Origin of the sequence: Paenibacillus sedimenti (genome assembly GCF_014534655.1) — a bacterium.
GTDB classification, from domain to species: Bacteria; Bacillota; Bacilli; order Paenibacillales; family NBRC-103111; genus Paenibacillus_E; species Paenibacillus_E sedimenti.
Window position 1 is genome coordinate 197,608 of sequence record NZ_JACVVD010000007.1, and the last position, 18,828, is coordinate 216,435.

The window sequence follows — 18,828 nt, forward strand, 5'->3', positions numbered from 1 at the left end:
AGAAAGGTAGTCGCTTACAATGAAATGTCATATCTGCATTGCTAATATTACGTTGGAAAATAACCCTGAACAATTGGTTGCACATATACAGGACATATTTCCTGACAGTCCGATTACACAGCTTGAATGCTCAGATGAGCACCGGACTATTTTCGAAAAATTAAAGTCAGTTTCTTTATCCAAAGATACGGAATGGATACTCGTTTGGGACGCCAACGAACGGTGGCAAGCCCCGAACGACTTCTGCACCGAGAAATTGCAAAAAGGTGTTTACTCCGCATCTATCGTATTCCAATCCGCCCGCCTGCGTGCCGCTATCGAGGAGTACCGTCTCATTCACAAGGATGTTTTGGCTGATGATGTCGAGAATGCTTGCCTGAATAACACCGAATCAGATATGCGGCTGTCTTTCACGAAACCCCTGCTTATCAATCAAGAATTAGCAGATGCTTACGATACTGCGTATGATACGGATCTGGCATTAGCGAAAGAAGCCTATCCGGTTAAAACGATACTGTACGACTTTGGGCGGCAGCGTTACCGGGAAGTCATCGGAAGCTGCCAAGCTTGTGCAACCAAGTCAATGGCTTACCCGAGCTTGAGCAGGTTCTTTCAGATTCTCAGCCACTATAACTACAATGAGGTTGAAGTCGCATTAGGGCTCATTTATGAGACTCTCGATAGCGAGGCGTATCAAGACGCACAGAAGGATTTTGCTTACTTATTCGGTAAACTGGCTCAACATGTCGATCATCGGGAGCTTAAAAAAGAGGCCTTGGAGCTTCTGCTCGATGCTTTAGACAAACTATCGGTTCGCGATACTCAGTTTGTAACATCTACCGATTCGGACTTGTATGTTCTGATTGCCGAGCTGCAAATTCAGTTGAACCGATTGGAGGAAGCAACACAGTCGCTAGTGAACGCTCTGCAGTTCTCGCAATATACGAATGAGTCTGCTGCGCATCGTTTAGCGGCCATGATGAATAACGCCCATTCCGGCAAGTCCAAAGATGAAATCGCCAGACTCATCATGGAGAATTTCGATTTGGAGGATCGCGCCTCCAAGCGACTGCTATTTCTCGTTTTCAACCATCTTCAGATGATTGACTGGGCGCAGATGTTCTATCCTTTTCACGAAAGCTCCTCCTTCCTCCCGGTTACTTCCCAGCACAAGCTGGTCTCCATCATCCTTCCGGTATACAACGACAACGAATATTTGTATGAAGCCATTCACAGCATTCTCACACAAACCTATTCGAATCTCGAGCTGATCGTCGTAGATGACGGGTCTCATATTCCGATTGATGAGGTACTGCAACGATTTTGGTATGACCTCAGAATTCAGGTAGTGAAGCTGGACAACAACCAAGGTCTTCCTGCCGCCATTAATTACGGTTTGAAGCATGTTAGAGGCGCTTATGCGACCTGGATTTCTGCGGATAACACCGTGCACACGAATTGGCTGGAAAATATGGTCTCAGCTTTGGAGCATCAAGCGGACTGCGCCGGTGTCGTCTCCGATTATTATCATATCGATGAGCATGGCATTGCTTTTGAACGGAAAGCACTCAGGGGGTATACGCTTAACGGATTCGAAAATATGGGACCGTCTTTTCTATGGAGGAGCTCCGTTTTGTCCGATACAGGCGGCTTTAACGAGGCTATGTTCGGCATCGAAGATCGCGATTTCTCCGTTCGTTTAGCCCTATCGGGAACTTTGTATTACTTACCTGAGCCTCTGTATTACTACCGGATTCATACCAAAAGCCTTTCCACTCAAATCACCAATGGCCGATTGGGAGGCTGGGAAGCACTCCATGATCAGTTAAAGCGAAAGTGGTTCTTTCTTCATTTTGTATAATGCGGTTATCATCACATCAATGAAATGGAAGTCGATACTATGAAAAAAGCCGGATTGCATCAAGACTGGCATGTTTCCTGCCAATTGGACGCTTATAAAATGGCTTATCGAAAAAAAATGAATGAGCTGCACCAAATGAAACGGCACATTCAAATCAAGCAGGAGCACATTGATGCACGAATGAAGGAAATCGGGCAAAAGCAGCAGCTGACTCTTCATCTTGAGCAAGAGCGGGAATCGATTCGGGCACAAGCCGCTGCCCTGAGTACCGGTACAACCTATGAACAAGAATATGACGCACGGCAGCAATACTATAAGTTGTCCAGAAGCCTTGCTAACGATTCCGAATTGTATTTGCAGCACTTGGCCTCCGCAACTTACAAAGGGATTGTTGTTTCGCCGGACACACTACCTTTCAAACACAATCGCATTCAGCAATTGCTTCTATCGCTTTCGCGCGAGGGGTACCTCATCTTTGAGTTTCGGACATCGGATTCTGAGTTTAAATTGCAGCAATTGCATTCCAATTACTATACGTTTTCAGATGAGGCATTCATGCTGGGTATCCTGGAAGTTTTGCAAGACGAACCGATTATTTTGTGCAGTTGGGTACTGCAATGCGCTTGGTACGATCTGCTTCCGAACCGAAAAATCTGGTATGACATTTGTGATTCGCCGGATAGGCTATGGGGTTCAAATAAAGCGGCCCAATTGAAGCATTGGGATCTTTTAAGCCACTCTGAGTGGATCTCATATGCGGATGAAAGCTACAAGCACCTGACTTATTACCGAAAGGATGCGCATTTCATTGCTTTTGGTAACGAAGAGCGGTCGGCAGAATGGATAAAGGGGAGTCGCAAGGTTGAACAAAATAAGTCCTTTACCGCATAAATCTCAAGATCTGGCAAGTATTCGCGATGCTTACGAGCGCCTGAAGGATATGCATGAAGAACAGTGCATCCTCCATGATCAGCTCCATATGCAGGCAATCGCGCTGGATGAGCAAATTCAAACGCTGGATGAAACGATTCGCAATTTGCAAAGAGATAACATCGCTGTGAAATCACAGCATAATTTGCTGTTTGAGAACGAGTACGATGCTAGACGAAACTATTATATTCAGTTCCTCAAAAGCGAACTTTCTGATTATTCCAGAGAAATTGCCTCTTTATTTAAAAATAGAACCTACAAAGGCATCGTTGTCGGACTAAACGCCATGCATGAGCTATCCGTGCAGCGGCATCAGCGCATTTTGAAGGAATTGGCTCAAGATGGCTATCTATGTTTCCTCTGCGAAAGCAGCGAGCAGTTCTCCATCCGGGAATTGAACCCGAATTTGTATGTCATTGCACAGCAGGAATATTTGCTCCCTGTTTTGCAGAACACGCATGTCCTAGTGCTAAATTCGTGGCTGATCCAGCACGCTTTGATCGATTGCTTGCCGCATCGCACGCTTTGGTACGATGTGCCGGATCAAGTTAACGGCTTCAGCTACTGCGATGACGGCATGCTGCTCAAGCATTATGAAGCTCTCCATCAGGCAGACATCATTACCTATTCAATGAAGAAGCTGCAAATTAATTTGGGCTGGCGAAGCGATGCCATCTATTTATCCGGCGCAGTTCAAACGGCGGATGTGAAAGCCATTGAAGCTAAGCTTCAATGCAATGTCAATTCGCTATCTATCTACGCCAATCGTTCCTACGATCGGCATGTCAGTGTGTTCACTGCAACATTCCTGGACTATGAAGGAGATAATTATTACTCGGGCGGCGCTGAACGATATTTGATGGATCTGCATCAACTGTGCGCAGAGTTAGGCTACGAATTGGATCTGTATCAGTACGGCAATTACAGCTGGTACCGAAAGTTCCGCCAAATCAACGTTTATTCGCTAGGCCACGCCGGATTAAATATTCATGAATTTACGATGGATGCATTAGTATCGTTTAACCATCGATTTATCCATACGGTAGACGGAAGATTCGACGTCAATATCTACTCCGCATTTTTTCAAGCCTACCCTGACGCAGCGCATCCCAGCATAGGCATTAGCCATGGCGTGGCCTGGGATCATCCGCAGTGCCGGTTCCATGACCCGCAAACCTTCTGGAATTCGAACATCCGGTATATCGAAAGCGCCAAGAAGCTGCAAAAGATTATTTCCGTGGATACGAATACGCCGAACTGGTTTCAAACAGTTTCCTTCGATACGAGTATGAAGATGGAGACAATCCCTAACTACGTGGATCCGGAAGAATTTCACCCTGACCCTGATTGCTCTCAAAATGACAAAATCCGGATCGTTTTTCCAAGACGGCTGTATGGGGCAAGAGGGCTTGATCTCACATTGGACATCGTAGATTTGATTCTGGAGCGTTATCCGCAAGTTGAATTTCATTTTGTCGGCAAAGGCTTTACCGAAGACCTGCAAAAGGTCGAAGCCAAGCAGAAGAAGTGGCCGGGTCGAGTATTCAGATACCATCGCGATCCCGATGACATGCATCAGGTATACAAGAATGCCGATATCGTATTGATCCCGACTCTCCACAGTGAAGGTACAAGCCTCTCCTGCCTGGAGGCATGCGCTACGGGAAATACGGTCATTGCCACCAGAGTCGGCGGACTGACCGATTTGATCATTGACCGTTATAATGGCAGGCTCATCTCTCCGAACAGCAAGGAATTACAAGAAGCCATCATCGAATGTCTGAATGATCCGGAGATGCGCCAAAGATTAAGCCGTAATGCGATCGAAGTCTCTAAAGCGTTCAACAAGGACGTTTGGAAGCAGCGCTGGAAACAAACGCTGCTGGAGTCAATCCAGCCTTCGCCCGGCGAGACGGATTCTTCCTCCGTGATCAACCGGGTGAAAACCGTGGAGATCATCGGGTACTCCAAAGAGAAAGCGGATGTGGCCTCCCCTCTTATCTGCGACTTTTTGTTGAAAGGCTATGCGGTATTTATCCGGGCGGAAAAAGACGATGTATCGAACCCTAGCTTTGGCCGATTGCAATGGATTTCCATGCAAACAGAGCTCTACTTTGAGCCGGACGAGCAGTTAACACTATCTTAGAAAGAGGAAAGCCGAACCATGACGCTTATGTTAATCAGTCTGCTGTTTATTTGGCATTTATCATGGGTCACGAGTGTGCACAGGCGCTTAAGCGCTGCTCCTAAGCTGCATGCGGAGCAAGTGCTTTTATCTGCAATTGTTGCCTTAGGGTTCCCTTTGTTCCATGCCTACGCAGCAGGCATCGCCGTTGTTGCAATAAGCTTGGCCTATTTTGCGAATCTATTGCATGCCCGATTTTTCGGCTCGATCATCACCGGCGCTCAAATTGTAAGATTCCTTACCTTTCCAGGCGAAATCAAACATAATCGGTCGATCTTCGCATCCAGCGCAGGGAAGCTCGTGAAGCCTGCTGACCTTTACCTGGGCGCTGTCTCACTCTGCACGGCAGCCTGCTTGTTGTACTTAAACTCGGCGTTCTCAGCCTCTTCAATCAGTTGGCTGACCATCGATCTGCTCTTGATTGGTCTCATTGCTGTAACGTGCATCCATAAGAAAACCATCACTCGACTTGAAGCGGAACCGGTAAGGTTCGGCCTTCTTGCTTTTTACATTTGGGAGTGGGTTCGCCGGAACCGGAATAAGAATCTTCCCTCCCAGCCCCTCTTCTCCCCGAAGGAGCCCGATAAGCAAAGCCAAGAAACCAATCATCCTTCCTTTGGCCAGTACCGGGGGCGCAATGTCATCATGATTCAACTGGAATCTTTCCAGCAATTCCTTATCGGCCAAAAAGTAAACGGCCAGGAAATTACACCGTTTCTCAATCAATTGGCTAAGGAACATGTATCGTTTAGCCATATTTACAGCCAATACGGCATGGGGCATACCGCCGACGCCGAACTGGCCGCGCTTCACTCTTTATACCCCCTTCGCAAAGAAATCGTGAACTACAAGCATTTTGATAAAACCTTTTACGGGCTTCCTCATATTTTGAAAAACCAGGGGTATTCGACAGCCGCTTACCATGGCTATAAAGGCAATTATTACAATCGCAGAACGATGTACCGCACTTACGGCTTTGACGAATTTCACGCGGAGGAAGATTTTATCACGGAGGACAAAATCGCTCTCGGTCTTTCCGATGTTTCCTTCTTCAAACAAACCGCCCGCAAAATGTCAGCGCTGCAGAAGCCTTTCTTTTCGTTCGTGGTCACGTTAACTTCGCATTTTCCGTTTGAGCTTCCGAAGAAGGAACGCAAGCTGCAATTGGATGCGTCCGTTCCCCCGGCATTAGCTTCCTACTTTCAATCTGTCCATTATACCGATCAAGCATTGAAGTTATTCTTTGATTGTTTGGACAAAGAGGGGCTGCTCAATGATACGCTGCTGGCGATTTACGGGGATCACGAAGGCGTCACGATCGATCATTTGAAAGACCTGTATCGGTTTCTGGAGCTGCCGGTCAGCCAGGAGAACGATCCATTTTATATAAGGCAAGCGGCGAAGGTGCCGCTATTGTTCGTTGACAACGGAAAGGGAGCGCAGCCGCTGCAGCCCGCAAGCGATACAATCGGCAGCGTCGTCGATATCGCGCCAACAGTTTTGAGCTTGCTGGGCCTCCGCCCCCCTAAGCATTTTATGGGGAAAATGCTCTTTGCTAAAGAAGCTGCCACTTCCATCGTTCCTTTCGCAGCCTACCCGCCGGGTTCTTATGCTGCCGCCGATGTCATCTATTTAGCGTCGGAGCTTGACTCCTTTGAGAGCGGATGGATGTATGACCGGCAATCGGGACTACTCCTGGATGTAAAGCGTGCTGAGGAGCGTCATCTCCAAGCATACGGGCATGCCCGTAATCAAATCATGCTTTCAAGGCATTTGATTCATACCAACAATATGTCTACGGAGGAACAGGATACTCAAGAACTTGTGGTCCTATCCAAAAACATGGAGACTTGCATGGCCCAAATGGATGAGGACGCGGTTGTTTTTCCATTCAGCCAGGAGATGGATGTAGCGATTTACAAGCAAAATCATAAGAATATAGCGGCTTTAATGGAAATGGAAGCGAAATTGTTCAAAGCGAGAGGGAGAAAGCTTTATTTCTATTCAACTTTCGATTTTGAAGCTAACGGACATCCGGTTTATTTTGATGATAGCCGTTATTTGATTCCTTTCAAGGAAAACGGGTACGACGTCAGTGTGCTGGCGGGCACCAGTTTGTATGACTATTTACACCGGCTTCCCGATCATGTACTCATCGTCCTATCCGGCAAGGATGAAGTATCGAGCTCTTTCCGCGAACCCATTACAGATTTATACCGAAGCTGCGGGATTCGGCTAGTGAGTCAATTGCATTCCCGCCATAGTTACGTCAATCTCATCTACAAAAACAAAGGGTTTTTATCGCTGTGGGAAAAAATGGATGGTACCCGCATCGAAACGCAGTGGAAACGAGGTGAATGGCTAAGTGGGATCCGGCTGCCTGTAGATATATCCGTGCACAGTGCCGGAGCGCTTTGCGGAAATGATTCCATGATTATGGTCAATGGCGCTTCTTTATCCAAAAATGCTAGAGGGCTCAATGCAGCTGTTGTCCATATGCATACCGGTGAAATCGTGGACAAGTTTCATGTTGATACCTTTTTGACGACTTATTTCGAGCAAGCTGTTTATGTGGCAAGTAAAAAGAAAGAAGCTCACAACCACGTTGTGGTACTGGCAGGTGCTTAGATTTGATTTTGATTGGACTTAAACTTACAGCGTTTGTTTTATTCGTGATTTGGGGATCTCTGTTCGCTCGGAAAGCGCCGGTGCACAGCCCTAACATCCGTAATTGCAAGGAACATGAGTTCAACGCAGCGCCAGCGGCTGCCATATTTAATGAGCAAAAGAAACCTGCCGACAATAAGTGGCAGTCTCATTTTCAACGTTGGATGGAGATTACGGCTGCGCATTCATCCGGGGGCGAACAGTTTATCATTGAAAACCCCGCGTGGAACCGTGCTGCTATCCGGCATGACGACGCACAAATGCATTATAAGGAATTCATCCATCGATGCATCCAAGAGGGACAGCCGACGCTAGTTTCCCAAATTCCGAAGGAAGTCGGCAATGGCGTCTTTTGGTTTGATGACGCACAAATGCTGACCCAGTTTGACGAGCGTTATGAGGTTACAGCGGTTCATGGAAAAGCCATACATGAATATTTGAGCGATATCCCGCCCTTCTCTCTCATAGTGATTGCGGTTAGGGATGACGGCTCTCAAGCGCTGAACCACCATTGGCAGGAGATTTTAGGGAGATTCGGCGTTCGGCAATTGACGCGCGAGCATTTGAGGCACAGCTACATCAACGTTATTTATAAACGCAGCCAGCATGAGTATGAATCGCTTTTTGAATGTGCCAGTGAAGATCTGCTGGAGCTACAACTAGGCGCTTTCGACAAGCTGAACAACTTTATCATTCCTGTTGATGTCCATATCGTAAGCGCTGGTCTCTCGTGCGGCAATACGGCCAAAATCATGATAGAGGGAACCGATTATTCTCCCAACACGAGAGGGATGAACATTGTTTCTTATAATTTGATTGACCAGCAAGTCGAATACCAATTATGCATTGATACATTCATTACGCTGTATGTACCGGAGACGATTTACCGTGCAGTACGCAAGGAGGCATGAAATTTGGATTTATTTGAATGTATGGAGAAAGAATCGGTGTATGTGTACAGGGATCAAGAAGGATCAGGAGATATTACCGATGACGAAAGGGAAATTTACAACAACTATAGACAAGAAATATATCGCTCTCATCGAATCAAGCTTTCCGGGTTTTCCGAAATTAATTTAGCTGCGAACCGGAGACGAATTTACTTTCATGAGAGCAGGTTCATACCGCATTTTCGCGGGCACAAGTACGAAATGCAAACCGTAAATGGTCATACGATATCAGACATTCTCATGCGTATCGGCGATGATTCATATATTTTTATTTCCGTTCGCGATGACGGGAGTCAGGCACTGAACGACGAGATCCTGGATGAACTGCGGAAAATCGGAATAACGGCATTGAACCGGACATGCTTGCGTCACAGTTACATTTGGATCGCACACAAAAATAAGAGCGGATCTTACCGGGTTATATACGAAGCATGCTCCTCGGAGCCCTTGGAGATCTCATCCGATTCTCTGGGGGATCAGCATGCCTATCAAGTGGTGAGCAAAGGGGCCTTGGCGGGCAATTATGCCTCCGTTCGCATAGACGGCGTGGAACATAGCCCTAACAAACGCGGAATGAATATTGTGGAATGGAATCAAATTTCAGGAGCCATCACATCGTATTGCGTCGATACGTTTGCGACGGTTCATGGTCCGGATTCCCTGTATACGGCAGTCCCGCCCCGCTACTCCGCGCCGTCGGCGTGGAAGCAAGATTTTACCGTCTTCCAGGCATTGGGGCAAAATGACCCTATGGAATCGTTGGAGTTGCCTATTAAGAATGGATTCCGCATCTTTGAACTTTCCTTGGAGCACCCCCCGGCGGATATGATCCGGTTGATGAACGACCATCCCGATGTTCGCATCATCTTGGATACACAGCATACACAGATCGATAGCATCGCCGGGCATATTCGCTGCATTCACAACGAGGCTCTTACTGCTGGCGTCGAAGATGCGATGCTTAGAATCATGCCCCAACTTCATAGCGAGTCCATGTACGAAATCGTGAATGATGCGTATCCTTTTGCCGCCTATATTTACATGATTTCGCAAGCAGATTCAGCAAATGAAGCTGTGCTGCAGTTCGCGATAAGCAAGGGGATTGGGGCTGTTGCCATGACCGTCAATAGGTACTCGAAATCGTTTGCCCAAGAGTTGAAAAGGAACGGAATTGCCGCAGCGGTCTATGCCGTGGATTCACCGGAGACTTGCAGACAATGGCTGACGGGCTCTGTGAAAGGCATCTTTACAAAGTACCCTCTGGCAGAACCGTTCCGTTTGCTTCGGTTGGAACAGCAAATTGCATTACGCGTGAAATGCGACAGCCTTATGGAGTTTTTGTGTATTCGTTTTGGCATAAGCCACGATGACCCTGTTATGGCTATCATTCGGAAAATTGAGGATAGCGAGCAATTAACGCATCTCGCTTCGACTCTCTACCTGGCGCAATCTACGGAGGAAGTCCGCAGAGGTCTTAATGCGGAGATGCCCCAAGAGCAGCTTTAGCTGCACGAGAGGCATCTCCTTGTGACATGTGCTACCTAATGTCCCATTTTTGCAAAGATTGAATGACACTCGCACCTTGCGAATATACTTGAATCCCCCGCGAGTCCTTGCTCGGATAAATGCGTGCCGTCATCACCTTTTCCCCGCCTTGAATGAAGACCTCAACGGAACAACGGTCGACGAAAACCCGCAGCGTCAGCTTGCCGTCTGCCAAATCAACCGACGTTCTGCGTTCCCCTTGGGGACCGATTCCCGATCGATCGCGGTTTAAGGTTAGCAGCCGGTCGTTAACGCTGTAACCAAGTACCGTCTCTTCCTCATTGCCTGTGCGAAGTTTAAGGCCGAATTCGGTGGACGAACCGGCGTAGAACCGCACCAGAAGCTCGTAGCTGTCCCCTTCCGTGTCGAGCAGCAGCTCCCCATCCAGAGCAACATCGGTCATTTCATAAAGATTCTTGCGATACCCTTCAACTTCCTTCACCGGGAGGAATAGAACTTTGTCTCCTTGCAGGACCAGTTCGCGAGGCAATGTCATCGCCCCGGCCCAGCCGTGACCTTGCTGCGTGGGCATATCCGTTTCCCACATGTCCATCCAGCCGATCATAATGCGGCGCCCTTGGTCATCCTGCATCGTCTGAGGCGCGTAGAAATCAAATCCATAATCAACAGGCACGCAGGCATCATAACGAAACTTGCCGTTTAAGGCATCAAACTCGCCCAACATATACGTAGTGGAGTGCAGATTCTTATAATTGTCACCTTGAGCGGGAACCCGCTGCGGCGACATCAACAGCACATCGCGGTTTCCCAGCACGAACAAATCCGGGCACTCCCAGTTGTCGCCAAGCGTGCCGTCGCTTTGGGCTAGCACACTAACGAACGTCCAATGCAATAAATCTGACGAGCGATAAAGCAAAATTTGCCCGTTGCCCTTCCCGTCATTGGAACCAAGCACCACATAGTAGCTGCCGTCTCTTTCGAACACTTTGGGGTCGCGAAAATCTTTCTGACTCGCCCCATCCGGGATCTGGCTGTTATCGATGACCGGGTTATCGGCAAGCTTTTCGAACATGACACCGTCTTTTGATACGGCGATATTTTGCTTTTGGATATAATCGTTGTCTTTATCGGGACCCGTTATGATATGCCCTGTGTACATCAGGTACAGGCTGCCGTCCTTTTCTATCGCACTTCCGGAAAAACACCCGTCCTTGTCGTAGGCTTGATCCGGAGCCAATGCCACCGGCATGTGCTCCCAAGCAATCAGGTCACGGCTAACCGCATGGCCCCAGTGCATGGGTCCCCAAACGGACTTATACGGGTAATGCTGATAGAACAGATGGTATTGACCCTTATATTGAACAAAACCGTTCGGATCGTTCATCCAGCCAAACTCGCTCATAAGATGGTAATTCAGCCGGTAGTCCGTCAGCAGGTTTTGTTTATTTGTCTGTATGAAAGTGTCTGCGGTTGCTCTTGTGTATCGAATGGCTCATCCTACCCTTACTCTTTATTTGTCTATATGGTCTATTTAATCGATCCTTGCATAACACCTTGGATAATGTAACGTTGAGAAAATAAATAAATGATCAATATGGGCAAAATCGTCAGCATCAGTCCCGCCATGAGCGGTCCGTAATCGACGGAATACGTGCCGTAAAAGTAAAAAGTGGATAACGGAAGTGTACGTTCTTCAGGCTTTATGAGTACAAGTGACGGGAGCAAGAAGTCATTCCAAATCCAGAGTACGTTCAATATCGCCACGGTCGTCGAAGTCGGAAGTAAAATGGGGAACACAATTTTGAAAAAGATTTGCGTACGCGAACAGCCATCCAGCCAAGCCGCCTCTTCGAGCTCGGCAGGAATACTTTTGACGAAACCGTGATAAATAAATACCGCCAGCGAGCTCCCGAAGCCCAGATACATATAGATCAGCGCCCATTTGCTGTTTAGCATGCCGATGGCGCCATAAATTTTAACAAGCGGAATCATAATAGCCTGAAACGGGATAATCATCGAAGCAACCATGAGGAGGAACGTATATTGGCTGAATTTGTTGTTGTTGCGTACGAAATAATGCGCGGTCATTGCCGTAATGAGAGCAATCAGCAGCACGCTGCACACCGTGACCACCAGCGAATTCGAAAAGCTGTGCAAGTATTTCATTTTATTAAACGCATTCACGTAATTGGTGAAATCCAGCTTGGCCGGAAGCGCGAGGGGACTTCCCACAATGGCTTTGTTGCCCTTAAACGAATTGAGAAGCAGAAGTCCGAACGGAAATACAAATAGCATAAAGCAGAGTGACAAGAGGACAATTTTGAGTCCGCTTAATGAAGCTTTGGTGCCTGCCATCACGCCTCCACCTCCATTTTCTTGCTGTAGTAAACCTGGATGAGCGTAATCACCGCTACCAGCAGGAACAAGATCAGCGCTTCCGCTTGACCCACTCCATAATCGCGGGACAGGAAGGCTTTTTGATATACGTGCATGGACACCATTTCCGTGCTTTTGAAAGGTCCGCCCTTGGTCAGCGAAATATTCAGGTCATAGACCATAAAACCGCGCTGCAACGATAAAAATATGCATACAATAAAAGAAGGAATCGTTAGCGGAAGCACAATTCTAACCAATCTTGCCAAGCTGGATGCGCCGTCGATACTGGATGCCTCCAAAATATCTTTAGGCACGTTCATAAGCCCGGCGACATAGATCACCATCATGTAACCGGAATACTGCCAAACCGTCACGATGATCATCGTCCATATCGCCTTATCGGGGGTTACGAGCCACGAAGCCTGCAGCCAAGGCAGATGATACTTTTGACCGAAATAAACGAGCACATTGGAGAAAATAAACTGCCATATAAAGCCGAGTACGATACCGCCGACGAGGTTCGGCACGAAGAAGCCAGCGCGGAAGAAGCTTTGCCCCTTGAGTCCGCTTGTCAGTACATAGGCCAGCAGAAACGCAACAATATTAATGAGCACAACCGTCGCAAACACGTATTTCAGCGTTAGGATAAAAGATTTCCAAAACTCCGTATCCTTAAACACTGAACCGTAATTTTGCAAAGCTACAAAAGTGTGTGTCGTTGAGATGCCATCCCAGTTCGTAAACGTTAAATAGATCCCGAACAGGAACGGGACGATCATCACCGTAACGAAGGCAAATAAGGTCGGGCCCGTGAAAAGAAGGCGCAGGCGCAGTCTTTCCCATCTTCCTTTTTCAGCAATCATGAGAATCCCTCACTAACATAACTTTAATAGAATGCAGGCATGGTTAAGACGTAAGACGTCTTATCCATGCCTATTTACCAGTTTATTTCACCGATTTCCAGTAATCTTCAATTTCCTTCACAAGTGCAGTGCGGTCCCCCGCTTTGGCCAAATATTTCTGCATAGAAGCGCCGTTTTTCGCCCAGTGGTCAGCCGGAAGCGTCGACACGGACTCCATCGTTTTGCCTCTTGCGACATAATCGATGATCGATTTGGCAAGCGGATCCTGCGGCTCCAGCTTGTTGCTCTTGAATGCAGGGATAATGCTTGCTTTATTCACGACGAAATCTTGGCCAATCTTCTCATAAACCATCCACTCGAGGAATTTCTTCCCAGCCGCCTGCTGCTCAGGCGTACTGCGTTCTTTATCCAGAACCAAACGTTTGGATACGGAAGCGGTGATTTGCGTGTTGCCGAAATCATCCGGATTATTGCTGACCGGTACCGGCAAGAAGCCGTATTGCGCCTTGGCTGTGTCAGAGCCTTTGATATTCGGCCAAGCCCAGTTACCCATGAACCAGATGCCTGCTTGTCCTTTACCCAACACTTCCGGTCCTCTTTCATAGACGCCGGTGAGCGGGGACGCTTTATCCAGATTGTACTTCGTCATCACATCGAATGTATTCATCAGACCGTTAAATACCGCATTGTTTCCAAGATCGCCCTTGCCCGCTTTCAATTGGTCAATGTAGGCTGCAACCTTCGCGGTATCGGAGGACTGAGCCGAGTAAGCCAGCGCCAAATAATGTGCGCCAAGCGACCAATCCATCGGTGAGATGACCAGTGGCGCTACGCCGGATGCTTCAATCTTTTTGAACAGGCTTTCAAGATCGTTCGTCGTCTTAATCGTTCCGGGATCGAAGGTGCCGCCCACCGCTTTATCCAAAACCGGTTTGCTGTAAATGAATCCATAGCCTTCCACCGAAAATGGGAATGCCATGACTTTGCCGTCCGTTGCTTTTGTATCCAGACTCTTGTCTACCGCATCAGCGACCCATTTCTCGCCGGAGAGATCGAGAATTCGATCCTTGAACTTGCCTACGTCAGCCGGATCCAGCATAGTGATCGTAGCCGGGTTGCCGGAAGCGTAGAGTGCGGAAGCACGTTCGAACGGCGATTGTCCAGCCGGAACAGGTAGCACTTCAAGCATAATGTTCGGGTTATCCTGCTTGAACGTTTTCGCTGCTTCTTCGAGCTGCGCCTGAATTTCGCCTTTAGAATTCAGCAAGGTGATTTTTACTTCTTTGCCCGACTGTGCCGCGGCTGTTGTGGAAGCGGTTGCTTTTGGCGCTTCTGTGGAAGCGCTCTCTTTTTGGTTCCCAGTGGATGAGCACGCCGTTACGACCATGCCAAGCGCTACGCCGGCTGCTAAAGTTTGAAAACTTTTACGTTTGTTCAATTGGATTTCCCCCGTTTCGAAATAAATCGCTTACAAAACGTATTATATATGTCAAAGGTTTGACATGTCAATCGTTTGACATATACATTTTTAGAAATTGAAAAAGACTGCTCCTAATGGGACAGCCCAGACTGTATTAAGGTAATTGCAAATCTTTAAGTGGTCCCTCTTTCAATAAGTGTCACAGGTAAAATATTGGCCATCCGGATCGTTTCCTCGGCTAGTTGACCGCGGATCAACTCGATGGCTTGCTTGCTCATCTCTTCGATAGGCTGCTGAATGGTCGTTATGGAGGGAACGACCCACGAAGCTGCGCTTACATCATCATAGCCGACAATGCGGATGTCATGAGGAACCCGCTTGCCCAGCTTGTAGCAATGTTGAACGACATACGCGGCGATAATATCGCTCGTCGCAAATACACCGTCAATATCAGGATGCTCGCGAAACAGCTCAGCAATGATCCGTTCATACTGCTGCTGATCAAATACGTTCATATCCGTCTGCACAATCAAATGCTCGACTTCATGGCGGCTGACAACGTCTTGAAACGCTTGAGTCCTTTGATTTGCCAGCAAATCCAGCTCCAAGTTCCCGCAGATATGCGCTATTTTCTTACAGTCCTTCTTCACAAGCAGCTCGGTAGCCAATTCCCCGCCACGGTAATTATCCGAGGACATGTAGGGGATCTCGCTATCAATCTGGCGGTCAAAGGTAACGATAGGATGATGCAAGTTCCGGTAGTCTTCGACTTCCAGCGTATGGCTTCCCATAATGATGCCGTCCACCCGGTTGCGCCTCATCATCTCGATATATTCCTTCTCCTTGACCGGATCAAGGTGAGAATTGCAGAGCAGCATTTTGAAGCCGTGCTCATACGCATAATATTCCACGAAGGACGCCAACTCTCCAAAAAACGGATGCGATACGTTCGGCACAATCAGGCCGATGATATTGGACTGCTTCTTCAGAAGCGAGCGGGCAATTTCATTGGGCTGATAGCCCAGCTCCTCCATGCATTGATAAACTTTGCTGCGTGTAGACTCGCTAATATATCCTCGATTGTTAAGCACGCGGGAAACCGTCGTAACGGAAACGCCCGCTCGCTCAGCCACATCATGTATGGTTGCCATATGTTCACCTTTTGGGCAGGAATAGTTTCCTTCAAAATATAGCCCATTTGCCTCATCCGAACAAGCCTTTTACGATTATCACTTGCGATCTATAGAATCAACAAGCAATTGGATACTCTTGAACTCCTTCACATTGGCGGAGGCTATGCTTTCAAATGTATGGATTGTATCCTTACCCGCAAAATTAGCGTCTGTCCGGATATGAACCGGTACGGTTCCCAGAACCACGCCCTTGTTGTTGGAGAATATGAGCTGGCCCTTCACTTCCGCCGCTCCCGCCCGGTCCAGCTGGAATTGTCCTTGAATGACGCTGAACGCGCCATCCCGACGCACATGAATAGCACCCAAGCGCAGCTCGGGGCGGGCATCGTCAATGATCGACATCTCTGCCGTCGGCTGCACATCGTTCACGATTTTTCCGAACAGCATGCCGACTTGTACGGTGGCATATGCAAACTGCCTCACATCGCCATCAACCGTAAACTTCACGGCTTTCCGCTCCATACCATCCGCCAGCTCGGTCACAACGCCAATTGATTCCCCAAGCCGCTCCCCCTGCGCATTGTAAAAATAAACCTGAAATCCCACAGGAGCGGCTTCCTTCCGATCATGCCATTTGGGACCTAACTGCACCTCTGCCTCCACATGGGTGAGACTGTTGTTCGTTGCATCTAAGTATCGGTTCGTGAACGCGATTTCAACATCATCGTTGCGATCCGCGGCCTGAAGCTCATGCAGCCTGAACCAGACTGGCCCGATCCAGGAATCGATGCGGTGCCAATCCATCCATACTTCCTTAACCTTGACTGTCTGCGGCGTAATGCTTGCACCGGTTCCAAAGGAAATCGGATTCCGCATAAGCTCCGTCACATGAGTTATCTCAACCTCTTCATCGACTTCTTGGACGCCTACCAGCGATGGATACACGGGCGATATCCACTTGTCACCCGCTTTCGTTTCGATTAGATAGCGGTTGCCCCATTTAGCCTTAGTTGTAACGATCTGTGGTGCCAGCTCGCCGCCCATAGGCTTCGTTAACCCCGGATCCTCGTAGAGAGGCTGCTGATTGCCAAGATCAATGTTTGTAACCAGCGGCACCTGCTGATCGAACTCGGCATTTCCCGGTGAAATCCACATCGGGCCCAGCCAGGTCGCGATTTGGTAGTAATATCTCCGATAGCCTTCACCATGGCCGGCGCGTACACTTCTCGTCCCCATGATCGTGACCGTTTGCGGGGATAACTCGCCAATCTCCTTGAGATGATCATCGTAAAAGCCGGTGGTCTCAAATAAAGTTATGGTCTTGGCAGAAGGGGAAGGATGAGTCGAAATCCCGGAATCATATGCCGCCATAGCTTTCTCCGATAACTGCCAACAACCAAGCACACTTAACGCCAGAGCTGAGAGCGCAGCCCTTTTTATTGCAAGTCTTAGATCCATTACTCCACTCCTTCTTGCTTATCACCCGCAGGAACAAGAGCATTCTCTTTCCCTAGAAAAGCCCGGGCAAGGTCTGTAACCGTTTTGCCTGTTAACGTCTGTGTAATCTCCGGCACCTGCGCAATCATCTTCGTAATATCGCCGGTGATACGATTGACCCCGGACGTCGTCCCGTCTTGCGAAATCACCGTAATTTTGTCCACATTGCTCAGCGGTGCGGCAATTTTCTCCGCCAATTCCGGCAGCATGCGCAGAATCTCAACCGTAACCGCCGCTTGCGTATACTGCTTGTAAGCCTCCGCCTTCTTCTCCAGCGCCTCGGCTTCCGCAATACCGGCAAGACGAACGACTTCCGCATTCGCCTTCCCTTTGGCGAGCTCCGCTTCAGCCGTCGCTTCGCCGCGTTTGCGCGTCGATTCGGCTTCGGCCTCGGCTTCGAGAATTTGCCGTTGCTTGCTCACCTCCGCGCGCATGATCGCCGCCAGCTTCTCCGCCTCAGCCGGCTTAATAACCGTGGCCTCAAGCTCCTTCTGCTTGAGCTCGACTTCGATCTGGCGAACGTTCTTGTTCGCCTCGGCTTCCATCTGCTTGATCCTCACCTGTTCGGTCACGAGAGATTGCTGAATCTGGTTCTGCTTCAGCTCGTATGCCAGATCGGCCTCCGCCTGCCGGCTCGTCGTTTCTTGTTTGAATTCCGCTTCCTTGATGTTCAGCTCCTTCCGGTATTGCGCTTCCTTCGCGGATGCCGCGCTCTCTGCCTCGATGCGAAGCTGGTGGGCTTCCGCCCGGCGGATGGCCGCCTCTTTTTCCGTCTCCGCCTGCCTGATTTGAATATCCCGCTCGACCTCGGCCTTGGCAATGCTGGCGCTTTTGCGTATACGCTCTACTTCCGGAACGCCCAGATTTTCGATGTAACCCTGATCATCAGCTACCCGCTTCAGCACAAAGGAGATGAGGCTGAGCCCCATTTTATCCAAATCTTCCGAGCACGTTTCTCTCATCTTGCTGTTCAGCTCATCGGGATTTTTGAGAATGGATTCTACCGTCAATTGACCCACCAACCCGCGAAGATGTCCTTCTACGGAATGTAAAATGATCGTCTCCCGCTCCGCTGGCGTGTGATCCAGAAATTGTTCGGACGCTGTCGCGATCGCGATCGGATCGCTCTGGATTTTGATCTGGGCAACCGCCTCAATCTTCAGCCGGATACCCTGCAGGGAAAACATAGGCTGATCCGGCTTCACATCGAAGCTCATCAGCATCATGGAAATCGTCTTGTAGCTCTGGAATCCGGGAATGACGAAGGTTCCTCCGCCCTGGACGACGCGTTTGCCCCCAAGACCGAACACAATCATCGCCTCATTGGGCGGCACCTTCTTATACGCTTTGACAATTGATGCTAGTAAGATCAAAACGACAACGACAATGGCAGCAACCGTATACAAAATCGTTAACATAATTAATAATCAACCTCCTAAT

At 48.6% G+C, this 18,828-nt stretch carries 13 protein-coding genes; 6 read left to right on the plus strand and 7 right to left on the minus strand.

The window, feature by feature from the left end; all coding sequences use genetic code 11:
- The first annotated feature begins 19 nt into the window (after nucleotides 1-19).
- Genes ICC18_RS20145 through ICC18_RS20170 form a run of 6 tightly spaced genes read left to right on the plus strand, consistent with a single transcriptional unit; the run spans nucleotide 20 to nucleotide 10,099 of the window.
- Nucleotides 20-1,861: a glycosyltransferase family 2 protein gene (locus ICC18_RS20145; protein WP_188176238.1), complete on the plus strand. Its 1,842-nt coding sequence runs from the start codon at nucleotides 20-22 to the stop codon at nucleotides 1,859-1,861.
- A 39-nt stretch (nucleotides 1,862-1,900) separates the two neighbouring features.
- Nucleotides 1,901-2,752, plus strand: a complete 852-nt coding sequence (locus ICC18_RS20150; protein WP_188176239.1) for a hypothetical protein — start codon at nucleotides 1,901-1,903, stop codon at nucleotides 2,750-2,752.
- Nucleotides 2,724-4,937, plus strand: coding sequence for a glycosyltransferase family 4 protein (locus tag ICC18_RS20155; protein ID WP_188176240.1), 2,214 nt, complete (start codon nucleotides 2,724-2,726; stop codon nucleotides 4,935-4,937). Before ICC18_RS20150 ends, ICC18_RS20155 begins: the two co-directional genes overlap by 29 nt.
- Nucleotides 4,938-4,955: 18 nt before the next feature.
- Entirely contained in the window at nucleotides 4,956-7,604 is a 2,649-nt protein-coding gene (locus ICC18_RS20160; RefSeq protein ID WP_188176241.1) for a sulfatase-like hydrolase/transferase, read from the plus strand.
- Nucleotides 7,605-7,612: 8 nt separating this feature from the next.
- The gene (locus ICC18_RS20165) at nucleotides 7,613-8,554 is read left to right on the plus strand and encodes an interleukin-like EMT inducer domain-containing protein (RefSeq protein WP_188176242.1); all 942 of its coding nucleotides are present in this window, start codon (nucleotides 7,613-7,615) and stop codon (nucleotides 8,552-8,554) included.
- Between the two features lie 3 nt (nucleotides 8,555-8,557).
- Complete coding sequence (locus ICC18_RS20170) at nucleotides 8,558-10,099, plus strand: interleukin-like EMT inducer domain-containing protein (protein ID WP_188176243.1); 1,542 nt, start codon at nucleotides 8,558-8,560, stop codon at nucleotides 10,097-10,099.
- Nucleotides 10,100-10,130: 31 nt separating this feature from the next.
- Here the strand turns inward: ICC18_RS20170 and ICC18_RS20175 are convergent, their stop codons facing one another.
- From ICC18_RS20175 to ICC18_RS20205, 7 genes are all read right to left on the minus strand, one after another.
- Entirely contained in the window at nucleotides 10,131-11,588 is a 1,458-nt protein-coding gene (locus tag ICC18_RS20175) for a glycoside hydrolase family 32 protein (RefSeq protein ID WP_188176381.1), read from the minus strand.
- Between the two features lie 38 nt (nucleotides 11,589-11,626).
- The gene (locus tag ICC18_RS20180) at nucleotides 11,627-12,454 is read right to left on the minus strand and encodes a carbohydrate ABC transporter permease (RefSeq protein WP_188176244.1); all 828 of its coding nucleotides are present in this window, start codon (nucleotides 12,452-12,454) and stop codon (nucleotides 11,627-11,629) included.
- Nucleotides 12,454-13,338 carry a carbohydrate ABC transporter permease gene (locus ICC18_RS20185; protein WP_188176245.1) on the minus strand — a complete coding sequence of 295 codons (885 nt, stop codon included), beginning with the start codon at nucleotides 13,336-13,338 and terminating at the stop codon, nucleotides 12,454-12,456. The genes ICC18_RS20180 and ICC18_RS20185 overlap by 1 nt, the downstream gene beginning before the upstream one ends.
- A gap of 82 nt (nucleotides 13,339-13,420) precedes the next feature.
- Nucleotides 13,421-14,776, minus strand: coding sequence for an ABC transporter substrate-binding protein (locus tag ICC18_RS20190; RefSeq protein WP_376745651.1), 1,356 nt, complete (start codon nucleotides 14,774-14,776; stop codon nucleotides 13,421-13,423).
- A gap of 155 nt (nucleotides 14,777-14,931) precedes the next feature.
- Nucleotides 14,932-15,909: a LacI family DNA-binding transcriptional regulator gene (locus tag ICC18_RS20195; RefSeq protein WP_188176246.1), complete on the minus strand. Its 978-nt coding sequence runs from the start codon at nucleotides 15,907-15,909 to the stop codon at nucleotides 14,932-14,934.
- Between the two features lie 78 nt (nucleotides 15,910-15,987).
- Nucleotides 15,988-17,349, minus strand: coding sequence for a hypothetical protein (locus ICC18_RS20200; protein ID WP_188176247.1), 1,362 nt, complete (start codon nucleotides 17,347-17,349; stop codon nucleotides 15,988-15,990).
- Nucleotides 17,349-18,806, minus strand: a complete 1,458-nt coding sequence (locus ICC18_RS20205; protein WP_188176248.1) for a flotillin family protein — start codon at nucleotides 18,804-18,806, stop codon at nucleotides 17,349-17,351. The genes ICC18_RS20200 and ICC18_RS20205 overlap by 1 nt, the downstream gene beginning before the upstream one ends.
- Between the last annotated feature and the right edge of the window lie 22 nt (nucleotides 18,807-18,828).